A 1,019-nucleotide genomic window follows, 5' to 3' on the forward strand; every position below is an offset into this window, starting at 1 on the left:
TTCCACTGATCATCTTGGATTTCGTATCGTCTCTTCATACTTCTTAATTTACCACGATTTAACTTTGTTTTGTAGTTTGAATACACGCCCTAATATACCAATCAAAATAAAAAAGGAAGCCCCATCTACTTAATAGCAGTTTTGAGTACTTCCTCATATCCAGCTTTATCATTCATTATACACAGTATCTTATCTGCTACATCTGAGGTTGCCTGTGACTTACTTAAAGCAGCCCCTATGTCCGTAGCCCCCTGTAAGCAAATCGAGAACTGTGAAATCACTAATTAAGGTCTACACTTTTGCTTTTCGCAGCAGCTTTACCGTCCTTCGGGACCAATACAGTAAAAGAACCATCATGCACAGACAAGTGCACCATATGTTTATTTTTCAGGAATACTTTTTGATTAAAGGTCGATAGATTGGGTTCTTCCGTCCAGCCCCAGGCTGCAATCTCCTCCAGATAGGGAGCAGGCAAGCTATCGCTTTCCTTCAAAGCCGGTAATGCATAGCGTACATAGTCCATGTCTGAGTTGCTGCTGGCCCGATCGGTTTTACTTGCTTCTTTAGGAACCGGAAACGTTTTTTCATTCGCTGCACCCTCAAATGATGTCCAAGAAGGCTCCTCTGTCCCACACCCGGTAAGAATCGCGACAACGACACTGAATAGTACCAATAGAACAAGCCATCTATTTCGCCGCATGATCTTCCCTCCTTACCAGCTTGATTCACTATACAAACCCTATTCGAGAATTTGCATAATTCTGCAAGAACGCAGCGTGTGTATATGGGATTCAGTACCTATATTATACCGGGTTTCCTCTAACATTCCGTAACAAAAATGTTACCTTCTTTTTGTAAGGGTATTTCTAAAATATATGTACGCAAAAAAAGACCACAATCTCAAGGAGATCATGGCCCTTCTTGTCTTTGCTTGGCGGCGTCCTACTCTCCCAGGACCCTGCGGTCCAAGTACCATCGGCGCTGGAGGGCTTAACGGTCGTGTTCGGGATGGGTACGTG

The 1,019-nt window shown here is 43.5% G+C and carries 1 protein-coding gene and 1 rRNA gene; both read right to left on the reverse strand.

All coding sequences use genetic code 11. From position 1 onward, the window contains the following. Positions 1 to 280: 280 nt before the first annotated feature. Positions 281 to 700 (reverse strand): hypothetical protein, encoded by a 420-nt coding sequence (locus ACWGOO_RS22340; RefSeq protein ID WP_452486948.1) that lies wholly within the window; start codon positions 698 to 700, stop codon positions 281 to 283. A 229-nt stretch (positions 701 to 929) separates the two neighbouring features. Next, a 5S ribosomal RNA gene (gene rrf, locus ACWGOO_RS22345) occupies positions 930 to 1,019 on the reverse strand; the annotation flags it as partial.

Source organism: Paenibacillus sp. NPDC055715 (assembly GCF_053617595.1).

What these genes read in the sequence shown, in the direction of transcription:
- ACWGOO_RS22340 (WP_452486948.1), bottom strand. Translation starts at nt 700, where the DNA reads ATGCGGCGAAATAGATGGCTTGTTCTATTGGTACTATTCAGTGTCGTT.